General features: G+C 58.8%; 15 protein-coding genes. 8 read left to right on the top strand and 7 right to left on the bottom strand.

Going from position 1 to position 17,419, the window contains the following annotated elements; genetic code table 11:
* Nucleotides 1–34: 34 nt before the first annotated feature.
* The gene (locus ACR3ES_RS04860; protein ID WP_039523195.1) at nucleotides 35–1,081 is read right to left on the bottom strand and encodes a rod shape-determining protein; all 1,047 of its coding nucleotides are present in this window, start codon (nucleotides 1,079–1,081) and stop codon (nucleotides 35–37) included.
* 153 nt (nucleotides 1,082–1,234) lie between these two features.
* On the opposite strand from ACR3ES_RS04860, the gene ACR3ES_RS04855 reads away from it, so the two are divergent.
* The gene (locus tag ACR3ES_RS04855) at nucleotides 1,235–2,020 is read left to right on the top strand and encodes a 23S rRNA (adenine(2030)-N(6))-methyltransferase RlmJ (RefSeq protein WP_170428080.1); all 786 of its coding nucleotides are present in this window, start codon (nucleotides 1,235–1,237) and stop codon (nucleotides 2,018–2,020) included.
* 163 nt (nucleotides 2,021–2,183) lie between these two features.
* Here ACR3ES_RS04855 and ACR3ES_RS04850 read toward each other — a convergent pair whose 3' ends face one another.
* The gene (locus ACR3ES_RS04850; protein WP_170428084.1) at nucleotides 2,184–3,758 is read right to left on the bottom strand and encodes a 2-isopropylmalate synthase; all 1,575 of its coding nucleotides are present in this window, start codon (nucleotides 3,756–3,758) and stop codon (nucleotides 2,184–2,186) included.
* 288 nt (nucleotides 3,759–4,046) lie between these two features.
* On the opposite strand from ACR3ES_RS04850, the gene ACR3ES_RS04845 reads away from it, so the two are divergent.
* The gene (locus ACR3ES_RS04845) at nucleotides 4,047–4,712 is read left to right on the top strand and encodes an SDR family NAD(P)-dependent oxidoreductase (RefSeq protein ID WP_170428086.1); all 666 of its coding nucleotides are present in this window, start codon (nucleotides 4,047–4,049) and stop codon (nucleotides 4,710–4,712) included.
* Nucleotides 4,713–4,716: 4 nt separating this feature from the next.
* Here ACR3ES_RS04845 and ACR3ES_RS04840 read toward each other — a convergent pair whose 3' ends face one another.
* On the bottom strand, nucleotides 4,717–6,201 hold the full coding sequence (locus ACR3ES_RS04840) for an MORN repeat-containing protein (protein ID WP_170429647.1): 1,485 nt from the start codon (nucleotides 6,199–6,201) through the stop codon (nucleotides 4,717–4,719).
* Between the two features lie 156 nt (nucleotides 6,202–6,357).
* On the opposite strand from ACR3ES_RS04840, the gene ACR3ES_RS04835 reads away from it, so the two are divergent.
* The 3 genes from ACR3ES_RS04835 (at nucleotide 6,358) to ACR3ES_RS04825 (ending at nucleotide 10,075) form a co-directional block, all read left to right on the top strand.
* Complete coding sequence (locus ACR3ES_RS04835; protein ID WP_170428089.1) at nucleotides 6,358–8,016, top strand: NAD+ synthase; 1,659 nt, start codon at nucleotides 6,358–6,360, stop codon at nucleotides 8,014–8,016.
* A gap of 288 nt (nucleotides 8,017–8,304) precedes the next feature.
* Nucleotides 8,305–8,580: a hypothetical protein gene (locus ACR3ES_RS04830; RefSeq protein WP_170428092.1), complete on the top strand. Its 276-nt coding sequence runs from the start codon at nucleotides 8,305–8,307 to the stop codon at nucleotides 8,578–8,580.
* 163 nt (nucleotides 8,581–8,743) lie between these two features.
* Nucleotides 8,744–10,075 carry an NAD(P)/FAD-dependent oxidoreductase gene (locus ACR3ES_RS04825; RefSeq protein ID WP_170428095.1) on the top strand — a complete coding sequence of 444 codons (1,332 nt, stop codon included), beginning with the start codon at nucleotides 8,744–8,746 and terminating at the stop codon, nucleotides 10,073–10,075.
* 5 nt (nucleotides 10,076–10,080) lie between these two features.
* Here the strand turns inward: ACR3ES_RS04825 and ACR3ES_RS04820 are convergent, their stop codons facing one another.
* Nucleotides 10,081–11,013 (bottom strand): MBL fold metallo-hydrolase, encoded by a 933-nt coding sequence (locus tag ACR3ES_RS04820; RefSeq protein WP_170428098.1) that lies wholly within the window; start codon nucleotides 11,011–11,013, stop codon nucleotides 10,081–10,083.
* A 116-nt stretch (nucleotides 11,014–11,129) separates the two neighbouring features.
* Between ACR3ES_RS04820 and ACR3ES_RS04815 the strand changes: the two genes are divergently transcribed.
* Both ACR3ES_RS04815 and gltX read left to right on the top strand, forming a co-directional pair.
* Nucleotides 11,130–11,564: a DUF1801 domain-containing protein gene (locus ACR3ES_RS04815; protein ID WP_170428101.1), complete on the top strand. Its 435-nt coding sequence runs from the start codon at nucleotides 11,130–11,132 to the stop codon at nucleotides 11,562–11,564.
* 82 nt (nucleotides 11,565–11,646) lie between these two features.
* Entirely contained in the window at nucleotides 11,647–12,984 is a 1,338-nt protein-coding gene (gene gltX, locus ACR3ES_RS04810) for a glutamate--tRNA ligase (RefSeq protein ID WP_170428104.1), read from the top strand.
* Between the two features lie 10 nt (nucleotides 12,985–12,994).
* Here gltX and ACR3ES_RS04805 read toward each other — a convergent pair whose 3' ends face one another.
* The gene (locus tag ACR3ES_RS04805; RefSeq protein WP_170428107.1) at nucleotides 12,995–13,606 is read right to left on the bottom strand and encodes a gamma-glutamylcyclotransferase family protein; all 612 of its coding nucleotides are present in this window, start codon (nucleotides 13,604–13,606) and stop codon (nucleotides 12,995–12,997) included.
* A 95-nt stretch (nucleotides 13,607–13,701) separates the two neighbouring features.
* On the opposite strand from ACR3ES_RS04805, the gene ACR3ES_RS04800 reads away from it, so the two are divergent.
* On the top strand, nucleotides 13,702–14,175 hold the full coding sequence (locus tag ACR3ES_RS04800) for an Rrf2 family transcriptional regulator (protein ID WP_170428111.1): 474 nt from the start codon (nucleotides 13,702–13,704) through the stop codon (nucleotides 14,173–14,175).
* 2 nt (nucleotides 14,176–14,177) lie between these two features.
* Here ACR3ES_RS04800 and ACR3ES_RS04795 read toward each other — a convergent pair whose 3' ends face one another.
* The gene (locus tag ACR3ES_RS04795; RefSeq protein WP_170428114.1) at nucleotides 14,178–16,706 is read right to left on the bottom strand and encodes an FtsX-like permease family protein; all 2,529 of its coding nucleotides are present in this window, start codon (nucleotides 16,704–16,706) and stop codon (nucleotides 14,178–14,180) included.
* Nucleotides 16,703–17,398 (bottom strand): ABC transporter ATP-binding protein, encoded by a 696-nt coding sequence (locus ACR3ES_RS04790; RefSeq protein ID WP_480424939.1) that lies wholly within the window; start codon nucleotides 17,396–17,398, stop codon nucleotides 16,703–16,705. The genes ACR3ES_RS04795 and ACR3ES_RS04790 overlap by 4 nt, the downstream gene beginning before the upstream one ends.
* Between the last annotated feature and the right edge of the window lie 21 nt (nucleotides 17,399–17,419).

Genomic DNA, 17,419 nt, shown 5'->3' with positions numbered 1-17,419 from the left:
CGATTTAATACCCTCATATCAGAGGGTGCGCGCCTTAGCTTTCGTAGTCAATCGCGTGGCGCAGTTGTTTTTCATATTCCAGAGCTTTACCGGTGCCCAAGGCCACACAATTGAGGCTTTCGTCCGCAATCGATACGGCCAGACCGGTCTGTTCGCGCAACGCAAGGTCCAGATCGCCCAGCAGCGCACCGCCACCGGTCAGCATAACACCGCGATCCACGATATCCGCTGCCAGATCGGGTGGCGTTGTTTCCAACGCGGTCATAACCGCTTCGCAGATCTGCTGGACCGGTTCGGACAGCGCTTCGGCCACCTGCGCCTGGCTGATTTCGATTTCCTTCGGCACGCCATTTAGCAGGTCGCGCCCCCGGATATGCATGGACTGCCCGCGCCCGTCATCGGGCATCCGGGCGGTGCCGATTGTGGTCTTGATCCGTTCCGCCGTGGATTCACCCACCAACAGGTTCTGTTGGCGCCGCAGGTACGAGATGATAGCTTCGTCCATCCGGTCGCCGCCCACTCGGACCGAACGGGCATAGACGATATCGCCCAAAGACAGAACGGCAACTTCGGTGGTACCGCCACCGATATCAACGACCATGTTTCCGGTCGGATCGGTGATGGGCATCCCTGCGCCAATCGCCGCTGCAATCGGTTCGGCGATCAGGCCCGCGCGACGTGCACCGGCAGACAGAACCGACTGACGAATGGCGCGTTTTTCAACTGGCGTCGCACCATGCGGAACGCAAACAATGATCTTTGGCTTCGAGAAGGTCGAGCGCTTGTGAACCTTGCGTATGAAATGCTTGATCATCTCTTCGGCGGTGTCGAAATCGGCAATCACACCCTCGCGCATTGGGCGGATGGCTTCAATCGATCCCGGTGTTCGGCCAAGCATCAGTTTGGCGTCTTCGCCGACGGCCAGAACCTTTTTCACGCCGTCTTTCACGTGATAGGCCACAACGGATGGTTCCGACAGGATCACTCCGCGCCCTTTGACATAGACCAGCGTGTTTGCCGTCCCAAGGTCGATTGCCATGTCGGCTGTGAACAGGCCGCCCAGATTGCCAAAGATCCCCATGTTTTCACTGATCCTGTATGTTTTTTTCTACTGCCCGCGACTCGACGGTTCCGGGACGGATGCCTTATAGGGTGCCAACACGCCCGGTGAAAGGGCCGATTCCGCGACAATCAAACCCTTTTCGCCTCATTGATAAGGACTTTAGAAGCCAAAATGCTCTCTTATCAACACATTTACCACGCGGGCAATTTGGCTGATGTACAAAAGCACACTTTGTTGGCTTGGACGCTGTCCTATCTGACCCAGAAAGACAAACCCATCAGCTATGTCGAAACGCATGCCGGACGGGGTCTGTACCGCCTGGACTCGGTTGAGGCGCAAAAGACGGGGGAGGCCGCCGCAGGCATCGACCGGGCTCTGAAGGAGACGTGGTTTGGTCCTTCACATCCGTTGATGCAGGCCATTTTCGAAACCCAAACTCGGTTTGGTTCATCCGTCTATCCCGGTTCCCCAATGATCGCGGCCAGCCTTTTGCGGACGCAAGACACTTTGCATCTTGCCGAATTGCATCCGCAAGAGCATGCCGCCTTGGCCCGATTTTTGTCTGGGCCGAATACTCGCGTGTATCGGCAGGACGGGTATAAGTTGGCGAAGTCGATTGTGCCGCCAATGCCCCGGCGGGGCGTGATGTTGATTGACCCCAGTTACGAAGTGAAAGCGGACTATAGCCGCTTGCCGGGAATCATCGCCAAGCTGCACCGGAAATGGAACGTTGGCGTGATTGCGCTTTGGTATCCGATCCTGGCGGATGGGCGGCATGAACCCATGTTGGCCGCATTGACTGAGCAACCCTTTCCCAAGGCCCTGCGTCATGAGGTGCGCTTTCCTGCGGCGCGCGCGGGGCATGGGATGATCGGATCAGGGATGTTCGTGATCAATGCGCCGTTCGGTGTCGAAACTGAAACAGCGCGGTTAACGGAACTGTTTGACCGGTTGTGAGGGTGTGAACCTCGTGGTCTAAAGCCCCGATGTGCCGCTTCAGAGATGCACCAATCAAGAAGGGAACAGCCACCTGTATTGAAGCGGAATCGGGTCCAACGTCGCAGGGACGTTTGACCTAAGGCTCCCGCGCCTGCGGGAGCCTTAGGTCGGTATCGTTTTGTCAGGTGAGATCCTTGTAACTGATCTCGCGCGCGTCCGCGCCGGGTCCGGCTTTTTCTCTCCGGACAACCAACCGGTTCAGGGCATGGATATAGGCCTTGGCGGACGCAACGACGGTGTCGGTATTGGCCGATTGGCCCGTGGCGATCATGCCGTCTTCTTCCAGCCGAACCGAGACGGTGGCTTGCGCGTCTGTACCCTCGGTCACCGCATGCACTTGATACAGTTGAAGATGGGCGGTGCTCGGATGAACCGAGCGGATGGCCCGGAAGGCGGCATCTACTGGGCCGTCGCCGGTTTTTGTCGCAATCACTTCCGCGCCACCCACTTCCATCTCGATCGTGGCCTCGGCTTTGCCGACCGTGCCGCAGGTGACCTTCATCGACACCAATTGCAGATGATCATCGCCATCATCGTCGTCCAGCATCATCAACGCGATAAGATCATCGTCGAAGACTTCTTTTTTACGGTCTGCAAGATCCTTGAACCGCACGAAGATGTCCTTGAGCTGGTTGTCGCCAACCTCGTATCCCAACGTGTTCAGTTTGTCGCGCAGGGCCGCCCGACCGGAATGTTTGCCCAAAGGCAACGAAGTTCCGGACAAACCGATATCTTCGGGTCGCATGATCTCGAAGTTTTCGCGGTTCTTAAGCATCCCGTCCTGATGGATCCCGCTTTCATGGGCAAACGCGTTCTTGCCGACAATTGCCTTGTTGAACTGCACGTTAAAGCCCGACACAGTCGCCACGCGGCGCGAGATATGCATGATTTTTGTGGTGTCGACGCCCGTGTTCCACGGCATGATGTCGTTGCGGGTCCGCAACGCCATGACGACCTCTTCCAACGCGGTGTTGCCTGCGCGTTCGCCCAGACCGTTGATCGTGCACTCGATCTGACGCGCCCCGCCTGCCACTGCAGCCAGCGAGTTGGCGGTCGCCATGCCGAGGTCGTTGTGGCAATGGGTGGCAAACACCACCTCGTCCGCGCCCGGAACCGTTTCGATCAGCCGCTTGATCAGATCGGCAGATTCCATCGGGGCTGTATAGCCCACTGTGTCAGGAATATTGATCGTTGTGGCGCCTGCCTTGATCGCTATTTCAATCACGCGGCACAGGTAGTCCCACTCGGTCCGGGTCGCGTCCATTGGCGACCACTGCACGTTTTCACACAGGTTGCGAGCGTGGCTGACCGTCTCGTGGATTTTCTCCGCCATTTCATCCTGGGTCAGGTTCGGTATCGCCCGATGCAGCGGTGAGGTGCCGATAAAGGTGTGGATCCGGTTCTGACCAGCGTGTTTCACCGCCTCCCAGCAGCGGTCGATATCGGCGAAATTGGCCCGCGCCAGCCCGCAGATGCGGCTGTTTCTGGATCGCTGGGCAATCTCTGTGACCGCGTTGAAATCACCTTCAGAGGCGATGGGAAACCCGGCTTCGATGATGTCGACGCCCATATCGTCCAGCAGTTCGGCGATTTCCAGCTTTTCGTCATGGGTCATGGTCGCGCCGGGGCTTTGTTCGCCATCGCGCAAAGTGGTGTCAAAGATCAAGACGCGGTCTTGGTCGGTCACGTTCGTCATGGGGGTCACTTTCTGTTCTGTCCTAAAGCCAATGGCGCGCAGGCGTCCTCCTCTGAGCGGGCGCGCCGGTTGGCACGCTCAGAGGCGGATTAGGATCAGTAGGCCACGCAGGTCGGCACCGCGAATTGCGGTGTCGGCAAACAGGATATCGGCGTGGTTGATCATGAGCGGGAAGTTATACAGAGCCCGCCGGGAATGAAAAGAACCAATTTTCGGTCGGGGGAGTTTTCAGAGCGTTCTCCGCAGAAGGTCGTTGATAGGCAAGGTCACGCTGCTAGGTATCACGATATGAAAACCGCATTAATCATTGGCGCGTCAGGCGGCATCGGCAGCGCCATCTGCGAAAACCTGGCAGCGTCGGATGTCATGGTGACTGGTCTGTCGCGGTCCAGAGATGGGTTCGATCTGACACAACACGATAGTGCAGCGCAGACTCTCAAAGATATTCCGGGCCCGTTCGATATGATTTTTGTTGCGTCCGGCGCGCTGGAGATCAACGGGGCCGCGCCGGAAAAGACAATGCGCGCGCTCTCGGTGCAGGCGATGATGGATCAGTTTGCCCTGAACGCTGCGGGCCCCGCGCTGGTGCTCAGCCAGGCCGCACGTTTGCTGCCCCGTCAGGGACGGTCAGTTTTTGCAGTTCTGTCGGCCCGGGTCGGGTCAATTGGAGACAATCGTCTGGGTGGCTGGGTCAGCTACCGTGCCGCCAAAGCGGCGGTGAACCAGATTGTTCACACAACGGCCATTGAACTGGCCCGGACACATAAAGAGGCGATCTGCGTTGCGTTGCATCCCGGCACGGTCAAAACCGCTTTCACGGAAAAATACCTCGGTCGACACCCCGCTGTGGAACCTGAACAGGCCGCCCGTAACTTGGTTGGCGTCATTCAATCGCTAAAGGTGGAGGATACCGGTGGGTTCTTTGACTGGGCTGGAAAACCGATCCCCTGGTAGAAAACTACCCGTCTGACGGAGCGGGCTCTTCTTGATTGCTGTCTGGTTCGGAATCGGGGTCCTGTGAGTTTTCTGCCGCGTCGGGCTCTGCTGACGTTTGTGTTGCGAGGGTGCCGTCTTCCCAGACGCCGGATGCTTCCTGGCCATCTGCATATCGCATGGTTCCGTTGCCCTGCCGTTTGTTGTCGACAAAGCTGCCCTCGTACACGTCACCATTGGAATAGGTCGCGACGCCAATCCCGGTGATTTTGCCCTCGGACCAATCGCCGGAGTACTTGAACCCGCCGGGGGCCACGATTTCGCCCTTGCCGTGTCGCTGGCCATTTACAAAATCGCCGGTGTAAATGGTTCCGTCGGAGTAAGTGGCCTTGCCTTTGCCCTGACGGACACCTTCAAACCATTCTCCGTCATAGCTGGACCCGTCCGCGCGGGTCAGAATACCGGTTCCGTGGGTCTGCGCGTTTTTGAACTGACCTTTGTAAATCATACCGTTGGAATAAGTGGCGGTTCCCTGACCCTCAATTACTCCGGCGATCCAGTCGCCGTCATAGGTCGAGCCGTCCGGATACGTGATGCGCCCTTTCCCCTCGGCCAAATCCGCCTTGAAGTCGCCGACATATATGGACCCATCGGGATAATTCGCTTCGCCCAGACCCTCGATTTGCCCGTTGGTCCACTCGCCGGAATAGGTGAACCCGTCGGTCCCGGTGAAGGTGCCTTGTCCATGACGGCGATCATCTGCGAAATCACCTTCGTAAACATCACCGTTCGCGTAGGTCACTTTGCCTTTGCCCAGACGCCGACCGTCGACCAGATCGCCTTCGTAAATGTCGCCGTTGGCTTGCGACAACCGGCCGGTTCCGGTGATCCGGTCCTCGCTCCAGGCCCCGGCATAGATCATACCATCAGGCATTGTCAGTGTGCCCTGTCCGCTGCGTTGACCGGCCAGTACGTCCCCTTCGTACACACCGCCGCCAGCGTAGGTAATTTTCGCCTTGCCCTGTTTGGCACCGTCTACCCAGTCGCCTTCATAGATGTAGCCATCGGAGCCGGTCAGCTGACCGGTGCCGTGATGGCGCGCATTTTTGAAGCCACCTTCATACCGCATGCCGTTGGCGTATTCGGCCACGCCAGAGCCGTTGATCGAACCGTTAGCCCAATCGCCTTCATAGGTGCCGCCGTCCGCGAAGATGATTTTGCCACGGCCTTCGGGTTGCCCTTTGGAAAACTGGCCTTCATAGATCGAGCCGTTGGCATAGCGGGCCGTGCCCTGACCTTGAATCTCCCCCTCGACCCACTGGCCGGTGTATTCGAATCCGTCAGGCAGGCGATATGTCCCGGTGCCATGGCGCAGCCCGTTTTCAAACGTGCCCTCATACACGCCGCCCACTTCGTCATCTTTGATGATGACAGTGCCGTCTTGCGCAGCGGCGGCCATTGCCATCAGGCTCAAAGCCCCCGCAACCAAATACGTACGGATTGTGTTCATGATTGTTCCAGCCTGCCCGGTGATCATCTGTTTGCATCCTTTCGGGCAAAACTAGGGTACCGCTGTGGGTAGAGCAACGGCTTTTGCCGCATTGGTCTTTCACTCGCGGTGCGATCTGCTAAATGGCAATATGACCGACGAGGGCAAGAGGGCAGCATGGCCGACCGTTTCCGCATCACTTTGGCGCAACTCAACCCAACTGTTGGGGATATTGACGGCAACGCGGCCAAAGCTTTCGCGGCATGGGAGCAGGGGCGTGCATCAGGGGCAGACCTGGTGGCGTTTCCCGAGATGTTTATCACTGGCTACAATACCCAGGACCTGATCATGAGGCCGGTGTTTCACCATGCGGCGATGACAGCGGTCGAGGCATTGGCCAAGCGTTGCGCGGATGGGCCGGCCATCGCCATCGGCGGGCCCTGGGTCGAAGGTGAGAGCCTGTACAACGCCTACTTGATCCTTAAGGGCGGGCGTATCACCAGCAAGGTATTGAAACACCATTTGCCCAACGAGACCGTTTTCGACGAGGTGCGTTTGTATGATGCCGGTCCGCTGGGCGGCCCGTATTCGGTTGGAAATTCCCGGATCGGAAGCCCGATCTGCGAAGACAGCTGGCACCCGGATGTCGCCGAAACACTGGAAGAAACCGGCGCCGAGTTTCTGTTGATCCCCAATGGCTCGCCTTACTTTCGGGACAAATACGACATACGGCTCAATCATATGGTGGCACGGGTTGTCGAGACCGGACTGCCGCTGATTTACCTCAACATGGTGGGCGGTCAGGATGACCAGGTGTTTGATGGGGCGACGTTTGGCTTGAACCCGGGCGGTGAACTTGCCTTTCGCATGCCGGTCTTTGACGAGGCGGTGACCAACGTTGACCTCGAAGGTGGCGAAGACGGATGGCGGATCGTTCCGTCCGACGTTGTCCCTCAGCCGGATGCGTGGGAGCAGGACTATCGCGCCATGGTCCAGTCCTTGCGGGATTACATGAACAAAACCGGGTTCAAGAAGGCGGTGCTCGGGTTGTCAGGTGGTGTAGACTCCGCACTGGTGGCTGCGATTGCCGTGGATGCGATCGGGGCGGAGAACGTTCGGTGTGTGATGTTGCCATCCGAATACACAAGCCAATCCTCTCTGGACGACGCCGAAGCCGTCGCCAAAGCGCTGGGCGTGCATTATGACTTTGTTCCAATCTCAGAGAGCCGCGCGGCGGTCACCAACACGTTGGCGCCTTTGTTTGCGGGCCTGGGCGAAGACCTGACCGAGGAGAACATTCAGTCGCGCCTGCGCGGTGTGCTGCTGATGGCGCTTTCGAACAAGTTTGGCGAGATGCTGCTGACAACTGGCAACAAATCCGAAATTGCGGTTGGGTACGCCACGATCTACGGTGACATGAACGGGGGCTATAACCCGATCAAGGACCTGTACAAGACCCGCGTGTTCGAAACCTGCCGTTGGCGCAACGTCAATCACCGGGACTGGATGCTGGGCCCGGAGGGAGAGATCATTCGCGGGTCTATTATCGGCAAACCGCCAAGTGCTGAACTGCGCGAAGACCAGAAAGACAGTGACAGCTTACCGGATTACCCGGTTCTGGACGGGATTCTGGACATTCTTGTCGATCAGGACGGCTCGATTGCGGACTGCGTCGCAGCAGGGTTCGCCGAGGCTGACGCCCGCAAAGTGGAACACCTGATTTACATCAGCGAGTATAAGCGGTTTCAGTCGGCCCCGGGTACGCGGCTAACCAGCAGGGCGTTTTGGTTGGATCGTCGTTATCCGATTGTGAATCGCTGGCGGGACCGGGACTGAACACAGCTGTTTTGGGCGTGGGACTAACTATTTCCATATTAAAGACAGTGTATACTTTTACAGGTCAATTGTTTTTTCAAGCGGCTGAAATATATCGATATTATCTGATCGTCGGCGCTCGTCGCCTTGAAAGGCTGACAATATTCTGCCACATTTACGCTTGAAAATTGCCCAATGTGGGGCGGATGTGACGCATTGCTGTTGAGTTCGCGGGTGATCGAAAATTGCTTGTCGATTTAAGTGCGGCGCATCCAGGGTTGATGTCTGAGTTAATGGTTTGGTGGTATTATGTACAAAGGATATGACGTACCTCTTCATGCGCCTTGGGGACTGAGCACGATGGAATCTCCGGCACAGGATCTGGATGAGGATCGCGTGGATGCGGCGATCGCCGACATTTTGGGCAAAGGAGCTGCCGCAGAAGAACCGGTTGAAATGCCGTCTCGACCGGAATTCCCTGATCTTCCATCGCAGGACAGTGTGAAAGCTGAGACAGCGTCCAAGGAGGCTGGTCTGTCGGCGGTTTTGCGCCAAAAATGGGCGGAACTGTCCGGGGCCGCATAAACGCCCCGCGCAACGACACTTGGGCGGTCCTGTCTGGCTGCCTATATCGATTGGCGCGTCGGCCACAGATTCCGACAAATCTGAACGCGCATCGCCGCCTCTCTTGCCAGGTTTCTTTTTCTGCGCATCCATTGCGGCTCCTACGACTAAGTAAGAGCAGGTAATGCCCGGCCCAAAACCGACCGCAGTCAACTCCAATCCTTCCCTGCCAAAACACGTGGATGTCGTGGTCATTGGGGGCGGCATCATCGGGGCATCGACGGCCCTGGAGTTGGCCGAGCGGGGCGTTTCCGTTCTGCTGTGCGAGAAAGGCCAAATAGCCGGGGAACAAAGCTCGCGCAATTGGGGCTGGGCGCGACTTGGCATGCGTGATCCAAGGGAAATCCCCTTGATGCAGGAAGCCCTGCGTCTGTGGCAGGGAATGGACAAACGCACAGGCCGAAAGACCGGATACACACGCTCCGGAATTCTGTTTGGCGCATCGGGCGCGCGGTCCGGCGGCAATCTGGAACGCTGGATGCGGAACGTGGACAAGCTGCAAACCGGGGCGCGTATGGTCTCGGGGTCGGAACTGGCGGAGTTGTTGCCGGGCAATCAGAACGGCTTTGACTGCGCGCTTTACATGCCGCAGGACGGGCGAGCCGAACCGCAATGGGCTGCCCCTGCAATCGCCGAGGCTGCGCGCGACAAAGGTGCAGCGATCATGACGCAATGCGCCGTGCGCAGTGTTGATACTGAGGTGGGCCGGGTGTCCGGAGTGTTCACTGAACGCGGCCGGGTTGCCTGTGATCACGTTGTTCTGGCCGGCGGCGCGTGGTCGCGTCTGTTTGCCGGAAACGCCGGAATTGCACTACCGCAGCTTAAGGTTCTGAATACGGTGATGCGCACGTCGCCCGTCGAACACGGCCCCGAGATCGCCTTGTGGTCCGATGACTTTGCGATCCGGAAACGAGCGGATGGCGGGTACACCATCGCATCCGGCTATGAAAACACGGTGGATATTGTCCCGGACAGCTTTCGACTTGCGCGACAATTTCTGCCGGCTTTTGTGCAAGAGTGGAGATCACTGCGGTTTCGTTTGTCAAAGCGCTGGATGGCGGAGGCCGGTCAGGACAGGTCGTGGTTGCCCACCGACGTCACCCCGTTTGAACATTGCCGCGTACTGGACCCGGAGCCCTCGCAGAAAGTTCTGCGATCAGCCTGGGCGAGGGCACGCAAAGGCTTCCCGGTGTTGGAACAGGCCGAGATTGTGCAAAGTTGGGCCGGGCTGATCGATGTAACGCCCGATGCCGTTCCGGTGATTTCAGGTGTCGATGGTCTGCCGGGGATGACAATTGCAACCGGGTTTTCCGGTCATGGGTTCGGGATCGGCCCCGGGGCCGGTCGCCTGGCGGCTGATCTAGTCACTCAGGCGACCCCATGCGTGGATCCGGTCGCTTTTCGCCTGTCCCGTTTCACGGATGGCTCAAAGGTGCGGCTGGACCCCGGGTATTAAACGCGTCAGCCCATCATCTGATAGCTGACCGGGACAAAGCGGAACCCGTCACCACGGGCTTCGACATATCCAGCAGCCGGGAAGGGCATGTGGTATCCGATCATCGGCACCTTGTCAGCGGCCAGCAGACCCAGCACGTTGCGACGCGAGGCCGTCGCTGCGGCTTTGTCCATGTCGAACCGCACTTCCCATTCTGGATGCGCAAAGGACCAGACGTAGTGATTGGCCAGATCGGCCGTCAGGATCAGGCGCTGACCATTGCTTTCGAGATGGTAGACCATGTGACCCGGCGTATGTCCAAACGCCGCCATTGCTGTGACGCCGGACGCGACACCGCCGCCATCCTCGATGAACGTCATCTTTTCTGCCAGCGGAGTAACCTTGGCCGCGACCAGATCGCCGACTCGGTTGCCGGCCTCCTGCGCTGCCCAGAAATCGTGTTCGGGCGCCGCCGTGACATAGCGTGCGTTCGGGAACGTGGCCGCGTCATTGGTGGTCATGCCGCCGATATGATCCGGGTGCATGTGCGTCAGAACCACAATGTCGATCTGATCCGGCGCAACGCCTGCGTCTGCCAATGCGGTCTGGATGCCGCCCTGGCCAAGACCTGTGTCGAACAAAATCAGTTCGGCACCGGTATTGACCAGTGTCGGCGTAAAGAAGAATTGCGCAACATCGGGCGAAATGAAGTTGTCGGCTGAGACCTTGGCAAAGTCCTCGTCTGATGCGCCGCCGCCAAAGATTTCCTGCGCGCCATCGCGTGGCAGGCTGCCATCGAGCAATGTCGTGACGGTGAAATCGCCCAATTGGAACGACTTGGCGATTGTCGAATTTGCTTTGGTGTCGGTTCCCGCCGCCAGAACCGGCGTTGCCACAGATGCCAATGGCAAGGCAGCGGCAGCACCCAGCGCCGCACGGCGTGTCAATTTGATTGTCATTTCTATGTCTCCCTGTCTGAACACCATGGAAGGAATTAGGTCAGCGCAAACCGCTGACCACTTTATAGACCAATACATGGGCTGCGTGGCTGAACATTACGTGTTAATTTTTGTTCATGCCGCGATCTCAGAACAAGACGGTCCCGACCACGCACAGCGTCGACGCCTTTTTGTCGACGATCCAGCCCGCGCGAAAAGCGGAAGAAGCCCAGGCGCTGGATACGCTTTTTCGCAACACGACTGGATTTGCGCCTGTCATGTGGGGGCCATCAATTGTCGGCTATGGTCGGTACCACTATCGCTACAAATCCGGACGCGAAGGGGACTTTCTGGCAACCGGGTTTTCCCCGCGCAAAGCGGCGCACTCAATTTACATCATGCCGGGATACGCGGATTTCACGCATATCTTGTCACGGTTAGGCAAGCACAAGCTTGGAAAGTCATGCCTGTATGTCAACAAGCTTGCGGATATCGATCTGGATGTCTTGGCGGAACTGATACGCGCCGGATTGGATGATCTGGAAAAAACCTGGTCTGTCGACCCGACCTGACCCTGCCGTTGCGGTGCGGGTACAGCCGTCGCTGGACAAAAACGCGTCCATGTGACAAGAGCCGCGCCAACAGGAGAACTCCATGACCACCACCCGTTTCGCCCCGTCGCCCACCGGCTACATCCATGTGGGCAACCTGCGCACCGCTTTGATGAACTATCTGATCGCCCGCAAGGCTGGCGGCACGTTCATTTTGCGCATCGACGATACTGATCCTGAGCGGTCGAAGGAAGAATATGTCGATGCGATTAAACAGGACCTCGAGTGGCTGGGATTGCATTGGGACCGGGTTGAGCGTCAGTCGGAGCGTCTGGACCGCTATGCCGAAGCGGCCGATAGACTGCGTGAGATGGGGCGCTTTTATGAGGCGTTTGAAACTCCGACCGAACTGGACCTCAAGCGTAAAAAGCAACTGAATATGGGCAAGCCACCGGTCTATGATCGCGCGGCTTTGAGCCTGTCGGATGCCGAAAAGGAAGCGCTGCGCGCCGAGCGCGGCAATGGCGTGTGGCGGTTCAAACTGGACCATGAGCGGATCGAATGGACCGACGGTATTCTGGGCGATATCTCGATTGATGCGGCGTCGGTGTCTGACCCGGTTCTGATCCGTGGCGACGGGCAGGTGCTGTATACGATTGCGTCGGTGGTGGATGATACCGAAATGGGCGTGACCGATGTGGTGCGCGGTTCGGATCACGTCACCAACACCGCGACTCAGATTCAGATCATTGACGCACTCGGGGGAAATTGCCCCCGTTTTGCGCATCATTCCCTGTTGACCGGTCCACAAGGTGAGGCGCTGTCGAAGCGCCTGGGCACTCTGGCGCTGCGCGATCTGCGCGAACAGGGCGTTCAGCCGATGGCGTTGCTGAGCCTGATGGCGCGTTTGGGGTCCTCGGATCCAGTCGAACTGCGCGCGGACATGGCTGAACTGGTCGACGGGTTTGACATAGGACGTTTCGGAGCCGCACCAACAAAGTTTGATGTGCAGGATCTGTTTCCTCTGACAGCGAAACATCTGCAGTCGCTGCCTTTGTCAGATGTATCACAGGCTGTGGCCGAGGCCGGAGTGCCAGCGGAACTGGCCGAACCGTTTTGGGCCATGGCGCGCGAGAACATCACGACATTGGACGACCTCAAAGGCTGGTGGGACTTGTGCCGCGAGGGGGCAGAACCTCTGGTCGCGGATGAAGACCGTGACTTCATCGCCGAGGCCATGGCACTTCTGCCCGAAGGTCCGTTTGACGGCGATACCTGGAGTAGCTGGACCCAAGCGGTGAAGGATGCAACAGGGCGCAAGGGCAAAGGCCTGTTCATGCCGCTGCGCAAAGCGCTGACCGGCATGGAACGCGGGCCGGAAATGGCGACGCTGATGCCCTTGTTGCAGGTGATCCGCGCGGCGGATCCCACCATACGATGATGTGTCGAACCTAAAAAACAAACGAGGCAGGTAACGCGTCTGCTTTGTTTTGCTGGCCGGGTTGCAGGATCTTTGCGGACACGCGTCGCAGACGATCATTCACAAAATCAGTCTCGGCAGCGTTCAGTTCCTGGTGACGCGGGTAACGCGGTTCGGCGCGATCATTCAGGATGGGTGCGTCCCATCCCTCCGTAGTGGTAAAGAAACGGTCGGCTCCCTCGGATCCGAATGTGCGCAGATATCCCTGAACAACCACATCAATATAGCTCAGCAGCAACGGGTGATGGTTGCTCGGTTCGGTATGCTGGCCTGTCGGAACCGCGTAGACTACGATTTCAACATCATGGGTCAAGGGATGCGTTACAGTTGGCGTGGTTGGGACACGCTCATATGCCCATTCCCGTTCGTCCAGTGCTGTCCAGTCGTTTTTGGGCACATGTGCGATCATGCCATCGATTTCACAGTTCGGGTCGGGAACCGCCGTCAAAAAGGCGACGGGACGCAGATCGGTGTGTCGCCACGCCCTGCGCCACCCTTTCAATCGAGCCGGTCGCGGATCGGGGAAATCGTGCGTGGCGAGGTTCACGAGGCTGCCATAGCCAAAGAAATAGGGGTCAGCCATCTAGCACAGGGTCCTTTGTTGACGATTGATGTATGTCAAACCGTTTTTTGGTCAGACATGCAATAAGGCCCCACCTAGAATTTAGGGAGGCCACCATGCGGATTACCAAACGGACAAACATTGCAGTACGCCTGCTGATGTACTGCGCCAGACATCCGGGGCGACTGGTTACGAAGTCCGAGATTGCCGAGGCGTGCAACATATCCGAGAACCATCTTGCGCAGGTCATCAATCAATTGAGCCAACTCAATTACCTGAATACACAACGCGGTCGAAACGGAGGGATGAAACTGGCGCGTCCCGCCGAAGAGATCAGGATTGGCGGCGTTTTTCGCCATGTCGAGGGGCCGCTGCCCGTCGTCGACTGCTTTGCAGATTCCGATGACTCCTGTCCACTAACAGCTGCGCGTCGTCTGAGGCTGGCACTGCAGGACGCCATCGAGCTGTTTTATTCCACGCTTGATGACATCACGCTGGATACACTGGTTGATGACATCACACTGGATACGCTGGTTTGTGACAACGCGCCGTTGATCAGCATGATGCAGCCTGTGCAATACGCGCGCTGACCTCAATCGCTGGCACGCAGGATACCAGCCGGACGCACTGATAGTGGACGCAGGGCAAAGGCCATACCCGCGCCCAGCGTGACGGCAATTCCGGCGACGACAATGCCCAACGCCGACGGCCATATGACGGTGAAACCGGTCTCGAAGATGTAAGTGGCCACGGCCCACCCTCCCAAAACACCGGTCAGCAAGGCAACGCAGCCCGCCGCAGCGCCCAAGAGGATGGCGCGCAAAGCAAAGCTGATCAGAATCCGACGGCGATCTGCTCCCAGAGTCTTCAAGACCGCTGCTTCGTACCGCCGCGCAGGCTCGCCTGCGGCGGCCGCCCCGATCAGAACCAGAAACCCGGTCAGAAGGGATACCCCAGCCCCGTACGAGGTTGCAGCCGCTAGCCCCGCCAACAAGCCTGAGACGCGGTCGATCGCGTCGCGTACCCGGATTGCTGTGATATTGGGAAACTGCCCGGCCAGATCGCGCAGGATGGCAGCCTCGGCAGGTTCTTCGGCATAAACCGTGGCGATGAAACTATGCGGCGCGCCCGCCAGTGCGGAAGGGTTCATCGACATGATGAAGCCCATGCCTGCGGTGGAAAAATCCACCTCGCGCAATGAGGTGAGTTCCGCGGTGATGTCGCGGCCCAGGATATTGACCGTCAGTTCGTCCCCGAGTTTCAGGCCCATCTCCGCTGCCTCTTCGGCAGCAAAGCTGACCTGCGGCGGCCCTGAATAATCCTCGGGCCACCACTCACCAGCGGTGATGCGGGTGTTTTCCGGCGGCTCAACCGAGTAGGTCACGCCGCGATCACCCTCCAGAACCCAATGGGTTCCAGCCACCTCACGCGCGGGGCGTCCGTTGATCTGCGAAATGATACCGCGCAGCATGGGCGCGCTTTCGATTCGGCTGACATCCGGATCCGTTTCGAGGCGTTGGGTGAACCCGGGCATCTGGTCCTTTTGAATATCGACAAAAAAGTAGGACGGGGCTACGTCCGGCAGGTTTCCGGATATCGCATTGCGCAACGTGCCGTCGATCTGGCCAACCGCCGCCAGAACCGACAGGCCCAACCCAAGGGACAACACAACCGAACCAGCGCCTTCCCGCGGATCGGATATGGCGGACAGCGCCCAGCGCAAGGCGGGGCGACCACGGCCCCAGGGTGCCCCGGCGCGCGCAAGTCGCCGGATCGCATAGGCTGACAGGGACAGCAACAACAAGGCTCCGACCAGCCCGCCGCTGGTCCACAGCGTCAACTGCGTCGAACCGCTGAACCACGATGCTGCTGCGATCAACACGGCCAGACCCAGTCCGGTGGCTAACACGTAGGCTAGGCGCGGGATACTCCGGGCGGATGTCAACGCATCTCGAAACAGGGTCGCGGCGCGCACCTCTTCGGTTCTGGCGAGGGGCCAGAGCGTGAACAGGAAGGCCGTCAAAATCCCATACAGCGCAGCCTCGGCCAGGGGTTGCGGGTAGAGCGAGAACACCGCCGGGACAGGCAGGCGGCTTTCGATCACCGGGGCCAGCGCCAACGGGGCCAGACCACCCAGCGCGATCCCAATCACGATCCCCGCCACCGACAGTATCCCGATCTGGATCATGTAGGTCTGGAATATCGTCGCCCGATCTGCGCCCAATGTGCGCAGGGTGGCAATGGTTTCGGTCTTTTGCGACAGATAGGCCCGCACTGCTGCGGATACGCCGATTCCGCCAACAGCCAGGCCCGACAGGCCAACCAACACCAAAAACACACTCAGTCGCGCCACAAACTCGGCAATGCCGGGCGCTCCGTTCCGGGCGTCGGTCCAGCGCATGCCGGTGCCGTCAAAAAAGTTTCCCGCCTCAGATTTCAAGCCCTCAAGATCAGCCGTCGGCATAAGGTCCAGCCGGTACTTTGTAGAAAACAAGGTGCCCGGCTCCAACAGGCCCGAAGCTTGCAGGTCTTCGGTGCGCACAAGCGTACGCGGCCCAAGGCCAAACCCATCGGCCGCGCTGTCAGGTTCATTCTTCAGCGCCGCAGAGAGGATAAAATTCTGTGTTCCAAGGGCGAACTGATCACCTATCGACAGTGCGAGGCGATCAATCAACGCCGGATCCATGACGGCGCCCGGCAGGCCCCCATCTCCGTTCAAAGCGTCTGACAACGACATGTCAGGCTCTAAAACAACCGATCCAAGAAGAGGATAGATGTCGTCGACAGCTTTTACCTGTGTCAGCGCGCGCTCTGGGCCCGTATCGCCCGGCACGACGGCCATAGAGCGAAAGTCAACCACTTCGGACACCTGCTGCGCAGTGTCGTCCATCCATGCGCGTTCGTCATCATCTGCAAAGCGATAGGTGAATTCCAGCTGCGCATCGCCCCCCAGCAAGGCAGCGCCTTCTTGCGTCAGCCCGGCCTGGATCGCGTATCGAACCGAGCCAACGGCGGCAATTGCTGCGACACCCAAAGCCAGACAGGCCAGAAAGACGCGAAACCCCCGCAACCCGCCCCGCAGTTCGCGGCGGGCAAGTCGACCGGCCAAACGCAAGCTCATTCCGCAGCCTCTTTCTGGATGTCTTGCGCGATCCGCCCGTCCCGCAGGCGAACGACCCGGTCGCATCGTTCGGCCAGCGAATGGCTGTGGGTCACCAGCACCAGCGTCGCGCCGTGCTTGTCACGCAATCCGAACAGCAGATCGACAATGGCTGCGCCGTTGGTTTCGTCTAGATTTCCGGTTGGTTCGTCCGCCAACAGAATCTTCGGGCGCGGCGCAGAGGCGCGGGCTAGGGCGACGCGCTGTTGCTCTCCGCCAGACAGCTGTGCGGGGTAATGATCGCGCCTGTGCGACAGGCCCACAGCCTGCAATTCGGCATCTGCACGTTCAAAGGCATCCTTGTGTCCGGCCAGTTCCAGAGGTGTTGCGACGTTCTCAAGTGCGGTCATAGTTGGTATCAGGTGGAAATTCTGAAACACAACGCCCATTGCATCCCGTCGGAAACGGGCCAGTGTGTCCTCGTCCATCCCGGTCAGGTCCTGACCCAAAGCGGTTACGCTGCCGCCAGTCGCTTGCTCCAGCCCGCCCATCAACATCAGCAGCGAGGATTTGCCGGATCCGGACGGCCCGACCAGCCCAAGCGTTTCGCCCTGCGCTACGGTCAGGTTAATGTCATGCAGGATATTCACCCGACCGGCATTGCCATCCAGCGACAATGCGGCATTTTGGAGTTTAAGAACTGGTGTTGTCATGGGTCTTTCCGAAGGGGAGCA

The sequence above is a fragment of the Ruegeria sp. B1 genome (assembly GCF_056535885.1).
Note: the sequence above shows the minus strand (reverse complement) of the source record. Positions and strands in the feature narration are given on the sequence as shown.

What these genes read in the sequence shown, in the direction of transcription:
- ACR3ES_RS04860 (WP_039523195.1), bottom strand. Translation starts at nt 1,081, where the DNA reads ATGGGGATCTTTGGCAATCTGGGCGGCCTGTTCACAGCCGACATGGCA.
- ACR3ES_RS04855 (WP_170428080.1), top strand. Translation starts at nt 1,235, where the DNA reads ATGCTCTCTTATCAACACATTTACCACGCGGGCAATTTGGCTGATGTA.
- ACR3ES_RS04850 (WP_170428084.1), bottom strand. Translation starts at nt 3,758, where the DNA reads ATGACGAACGTGACCGACCAAGACCGCGTCTTGATCTTTGACACCACT.
- ACR3ES_RS04845 (WP_170428086.1), top strand. Translation starts at nt 4,047, where the DNA reads ATGAAAACCGCATTAATCATTGGCGCGTCAGGCGGCATCGGCAGCGCC.
- ACR3ES_RS04840 (WP_170429647.1), bottom strand. Translation starts at nt 6,201, where the DNA reads ATGAACACAATCCGTACGTATTTGGTTGCGGGGGCTTTGAGCCTGATG.
- ACR3ES_RS04835 (WP_170428089.1), top strand. Translation starts at nt 6,358, where the DNA reads ATGGCCGACCGTTTCCGCATCACTTTGGCGCAACTCAACCCAACTGTT.
- ACR3ES_RS04830 (WP_170428092.1), top strand. Translation starts at nt 8,305, where the DNA reads ATGTACAAAGGATATGACGTACCTCTTCATGCGCCTTGGGGACTGAGC.
- ACR3ES_RS04825 (WP_170428095.1), top strand. Translation starts at nt 8,744, where the DNA reads ATGCCCGGCCCAAAACCGACCGCAGTCAACTCCAATCCTTCCCTGCCA.
- ACR3ES_RS04820 (WP_170428098.1), bottom strand. Translation starts at nt 11,013, where the DNA reads ATGACAATCAAATTGACACGCCGTGCGGCGCTGGGTGCTGCCGCTGCC.
- ACR3ES_RS04815 (WP_170428101.1), top strand. Translation starts at nt 11,130, where the DNA reads ATGCCGCGATCTCAGAACAAGACGGTCCCGACCACGCACAGCGTCGAC.
- gltX (WP_170428104.1), top strand. Translation starts at nt 11,647, where the DNA reads ATGACCACCACCCGTTTCGCCCCGTCGCCCACCGGCTACATCCATGTG.
- ACR3ES_RS04805 (WP_170428107.1), bottom strand. Translation starts at nt 13,606, where the DNA reads ATGGCTGACCCCTATTTCTTTGGCTATGGCAGCCTCGTGAACCTCGCC.
- ACR3ES_RS04800 (WP_170428111.1), top strand. Translation starts at nt 13,702, where the DNA reads ATGCGGATTACCAAACGGACAAACATTGCAGTACGCCTGCTGATGTAC.
- ACR3ES_RS04795 (WP_170428114.1), bottom strand. Translation starts at nt 16,706, where the DNA reads ATGAGCTTGCGTTTGGCCGGTCGACTTGCCCGCCGCGAACTGCGGGGC.
- ACR3ES_RS04790 (WP_480424939.1), bottom strand. Translation starts at nt 17,398, where the DNA reads ATGACAACACCAGTTCTTAAACTCCAAAATGCCGCATTGTCGCTGGAT.